Source organism: Novosphingobium sp. Chol11, assembly GCF_945870625.1.
Classification (GTDB): Bacteria; Pseudomonadota; Alphaproteobacteria; order Sphingomonadales; family Sphingomonadaceae; genus Novosphingobium.
The window spans coordinates 1-4,178 of sequence record NZ_CAMBTS010000161.1 but is presented as its reverse complement, the minus strand read 5'-3'; the positions used below and the strand labels follow the sequence as shown (position 1 = coordinate 4,178).

At 62.1% G+C, this 4,178-nt stretch carries 3 protein-coding genes and 1 pseudogene; 1 reads left to right on the top strand and 3 read right to left on the bottom strand.

Features of this window, described 5'->3' with window-relative positions; all coding sequences use genetic code 11:
- Positions 1–207: pseudogene (locus Q0O40_RS15535) on the top strand (hypothetical protein); the annotation flags it as partial.
- Between the two features lie 5 nt (positions 208–212).
- Here the strand turns inward: Q0O40_RS15535 and Q0O40_RS15530 are convergent.
- From Q0O40_RS15530 to Q0O40_RS15520, 3 genes are all read right to left on the bottom strand, one after another.
- A complete protein-coding gene (locus Q0O40_RS15530) occupies positions 213–2,837 on the bottom strand; it encodes an HWE histidine kinase domain-containing protein (RefSeq protein WP_295531964.1) in 2,625 nt (874 codons plus the stop codon).
- Positions 2,830–3,450, bottom strand: coding sequence for a biliverdin-producing heme oxygenase (locus Q0O40_RS15525; protein ID WP_295531967.1), 621 nt, complete (start codon positions 3,448–3,450; stop codon positions 2,830–2,832). The genes Q0O40_RS15530 and Q0O40_RS15525 overlap by 8 nt, the downstream gene beginning before the upstream one ends.
- Positions 3,451–3,751: 301 nt before the next feature.
- Positions 3,752–4,178, bottom strand: a 427-nt coding sequence (locus Q0O40_RS15520) for a GntR family transcriptional regulator (RefSeq protein ID WP_295531962.1), incomplete at its 5' end; no start/stop codon positions are given.

The following is a 4,178-nucleotide window of genomic DNA, read 5'->3' as shown; positions in this document are numbered from 1 at the left end:
ACCGTCAACCGCTGGCCCCACGGTTATTCCGCCGAATACAACTCGCTGTGGGACGCACGGCGCGACGATGAAGCGGACGCGCCGCATCTGGTGGGCCGCGCAAAGTTCGGCGCGATCACGATTGCGAACGCGGACTCGGGCCGCGCGGCTTATACCAGTTCGGCGATCGATCAGGCGTGGCGGGCGGTGGGCGAGCTGTTTGGGTGAGGGCTTTAAGTTCCGGGCAAACGCCCCCGCGTCATCATCTCGCGGAGCCGATAGGCAAGTTCTTCGATGTGGTAAGGCTTTGCGATAATCTCACTGTCTGCCAGCCTCTCCGGCAACATGTTGGATTTATCGTAACCGGTGCTGAAGGCGAAGGGTATGCCCCGTTCGTTCAGCACATCGGCGACGGCCCACGACATTTCCCCGTTGAGATTGACGTCAAGCAACGCTGCGTCAAATGTTTCGGTCTGGGCAAGCGCAATCGCTTCATCGAGCCGCGTAGCCGGGCCAACGACGTGCCAGCTAAGGTCTTCGCACATTCTCTCGATGGTAAGGAGAACGAGGAACGAGTCCTCCACCACCAAAAGCCGAAAGCGTTGAGGCGTCGCTGGGGCCGCATCCGCTTTGGCGGCGGCCGATGGCATTGCCGGAGATGCCACTGCAAAGGCGACAAGCGAGGTTTTGGGTAAGACGATGTCGCAGATGACACCGCCGGGCTCATAGCGAATGGTCGCAGTGCCACCGGTTTCGAGCGCCAGTGCCCGCTCGATCAGGTTGGACCCGAACCCTCGCCGTTCCGGAGGTTTGACCGGCGGACCTCCCGTTTCAGTCCAGGATATGCCCAGGCCCCCGTCTTCGCGCAGATGCCAGACGACATCGACATGCCCCCCTTGCGTGGAGAACGCACCGAATTTTCCTGCATTGGTCGCTAGCTCGTGCAGGGCCAGCGACAATGACAGGGCCGATTTGGGGGTCAGCACCGCATCCACCCCGTGCAACGCGACGATGTCGGTTGCCTGGCTGTAGGCTTCCAGTTCCTCGCGCAGGAGACCCTCAACGGAAACACCCTCCCATCTGCTCTGTGTCAACAGGCTATGCGCCTTGGCCATCGATTGAATGCGCTTGTCGAGGCCTTCGACAAAGCTCTTCAATGATTCAGCGCTGCGACTGGAAAGCGTGACCAGTGCCTGGATGTTCGCCAGCGTGTTCTTCACGCGGTGATCAAGCTCGGCCATCAGCAGCTTATCGCGGTCGTGCGCTTTGATGCGTTCGCGCGTTGCTGCTTCGATCCGGTGCAACACCACCTGCAGAAGCGAGACCCGCAAGTCGAATGCCGCATCGGTCTCGGCCGGCGTCCATGGCAGGGCGCGGCCGCGCACGGTGTGTTTCCACACTTCGAATGATTTACGCGGCGACAGCTGATCGCCGTCCGGGCCGGTCGTCATCGCCTTGGCCGGGTCGCCCGCCCATAGAGCGGTTTCGACCAATTCGGGCCGGAACCAGAGAATGAAATCCGATGGATCGCGCGATACCGCAATGACCAGAAGGCCCGATGCAACACCGACAAACGCCTTGGCCGGCGGGTAGATTTCGCTCAAGCGATCCGTGGCGAAGGTGCCTTCGGTTTCGGTCATGTAGGATGCCAGCCATGCGGTGAGCGCGGTGATTTGCGCGCGATCCGGGGTGACCCCGAGATAGGTGATTTTCCCTTCGACGCACACTGCTACGCCGCCGTGGCGCGCGCCGTCGGGGGCGATGTCCCCGCCGTGGATATAGTCGAGCAGATTGGGCGTTTGCTGGGTTAGGCCATACGCATAATCCTCGACACCAGCGAGATTGACCATCAGTTCTTGCAGAATTCTTCGGCTTGTGAGCCGGGCCTCGAACTGTTCGCTCCTTTCGCGCGCCTCCAGCTGAAGCGAAAACATCGAACCGAACAACTCGCACACCGCGCGCAGATGGCGGGGCAGCCGACGCGGACTGTCATTATGGCAGGCGATCAGCCCCCACAGCTTTCCGCCGACGATGATCGAGATCGACATCGATGCATCGATGCCCATGTTGCGAAGATATTCGCGGTGGATTGGCGATACATCGCGCAAGATCGCGTGGCTCATGTCCAGCGGCTTGCCTGTGCGCGGGTTCAGCGTGGGCGTCAGCGGGGCGGGATCATAATCGACTTGCGTGATCAGCCGCAGCCAGCTTTTCAGATAGAGGGCGCGGGCCTGCAGCGGGATATCGGTCGCAGGATAATGAAGATCGATGAAGGGTGTTAGCTCAGGCGAACGGCTTTCGGCGATAACCCAGCCCGATCCGTCGGCCATGAACCGGTAGACCATCACACGGTCGTATTGCGCGACGCGCCGGACGCTGGCGGTCGCCATCTGGCATAGCGCGTGTAGCGAAGGTGCTGTCCCAAAATCATCGATCATCAGCAGCACGGCCGAGAGCGGATCAATGACGAACGGATCACTTGGCTCGCTGGCCTCGAATTCGATGATCAGGTTACCATCGACGCGGTGCGCGCTGGCATCGAGCGGAAAATCGGGCATCACGCGCATGAGCGGGTCAAGCAGGTGGCGCGGTTTGACAAGGTCGCTGTCGTTGCTCAGCGCCTGAAGCCGATCGATCTGGCCCCGGGAAAACAGACTATCGACCGGGCGATCGAGCAGCGCGTCGATCGACCGGCCCAGCAGGCCCTGCGTATCGCCTGCCGCCTGAAGGACGCGCAGCGTGCCGCTTTCCAGCACCAGCATCGCGCCGTGGGGCAGAATCGCGCCGGGAATATGGATCGGCTCGCGATCGCAGTTGGTTAAATCGACCTGATCGCGCGCAAGGTTCTGCTCAGTCATGCCAATCGTTCCATCCCTCAAGCCACTGCTCGAATATTGCGAAGGTGCGGGTTGCTCCCGCAACACTCTCCGTTTGGGCTGCTAACCCGGTCGGCGCGTTCCACAGTTGGTCAAGATACGCGCGCCATTGCGCGCCCGTTTCCGCGCCGTGCCCGGCAAAGAACCGCCGGCCAGCGGTCACGCCATGGCCCAGCAAGCCGTCAAGCTGCCGCGCCAGCCCGCGTCCGCCCAGCGCCGAGCCCTCCACCACATAGCGCGCGCCGAGCAGATATTCGGGCGACGCCTGCGCAGGAAAGGCTAAGGCGTGGGGCAAAAAGGCTATGGAGCCGGGATCGACTCCCAGATCGATCAAGTCGCGCTCAAGCCAGATCGTGCGAACGGGCAACAGCCCCGCCATCATCTCGAATGGTCGGTGGAAGCCATACAGGCGGCGCAGCAATGCCGTGTAAGCGGTTTTTCCAATCATGCCCGTTTGAACCGCCGCGAGCCCCGGATGGTGGTGAAGTCGCTCGTGGACCTCGCTCGTCGCCGATCGCAAGTGGTCGCGCAGGTCCGGTGCCGACGAACGCGCGGATGTCGAGCAGGTTTCGAGGCCTATCGCATGCCTCTGCATCACGAAGGCGTTGAACATGTTTTGTCGCAAAGCCGGGGCCGGGCAGCCGACTCGACTAGCATGAAACCCCTTGCATCCAATCCGCTTGAAATGAAGCGCTGATGAACTTTTGTCAGGGAAACATGCCTCCGGTCAGCGCGAACGACACCCTCACCCGATGATGGTAAGCCCCCGATATAGGCTCTAAGCCCGCCCGGTGGCCTTTGTTCCGTGGGCGTTGATTAAATATTTTTCCGGCGGTCCGCATACAATCAAAAGCGGATGCCGGGATCGTTGTCCAAGCCAACCGCCTGCCAAACCCCTAAATCCCCAGCTTCTCCCAATCCTTCATCAGATCGCGGCAATCGCCGATGTCGGCCGCGATTGCGTCCCGCAAGGCCGCCGCGTCGCCGCATGCTATGGCCCTCGTGGCGGCTTTGTGTTGGTCGGCCATGCTGGCGGTGCCGTAGCGGCCATAGACGACGCGCATGAACGGGCCGAACTGCATCCAGAGGCCCTCGATCATCCGCCCGGCCAGCGGCATCGGCGCGGCGGCGTAGATCAGCGCGTGGAAGCGGAAGTTTGCCTCCATGTAGGTGCTCACATCGCCGCTTTGCAGTGCCTCGTCGGTCGCTTCGTCGGCGGCGCGGATCAGGCGCAGGCGCTCGGCGTCGATGAAAGGCTGGGCCTCGGCGGCCACCATCGGTTCGAGCAGCGTGCGCAGCCGCATGATCTCGGCAAAGCGCGCC

What these genes read in the sequence shown, in the direction of transcription:
- Q0O40_RS15530 (WP_295531964.1), bottom strand. Translation starts at nt 2,837, where the DNA reads ATGACTGAGCAGAACCTTGCGCGCGATCAGGTCGATTTAACCAACTGC.
- Q0O40_RS15525 (WP_295531967.1), bottom strand. Translation starts at nt 3,450, where the DNA reads ATGCAGAGGCATGCGATAGGCCTCGAAACCTGCTCGACATCCGCGCGT.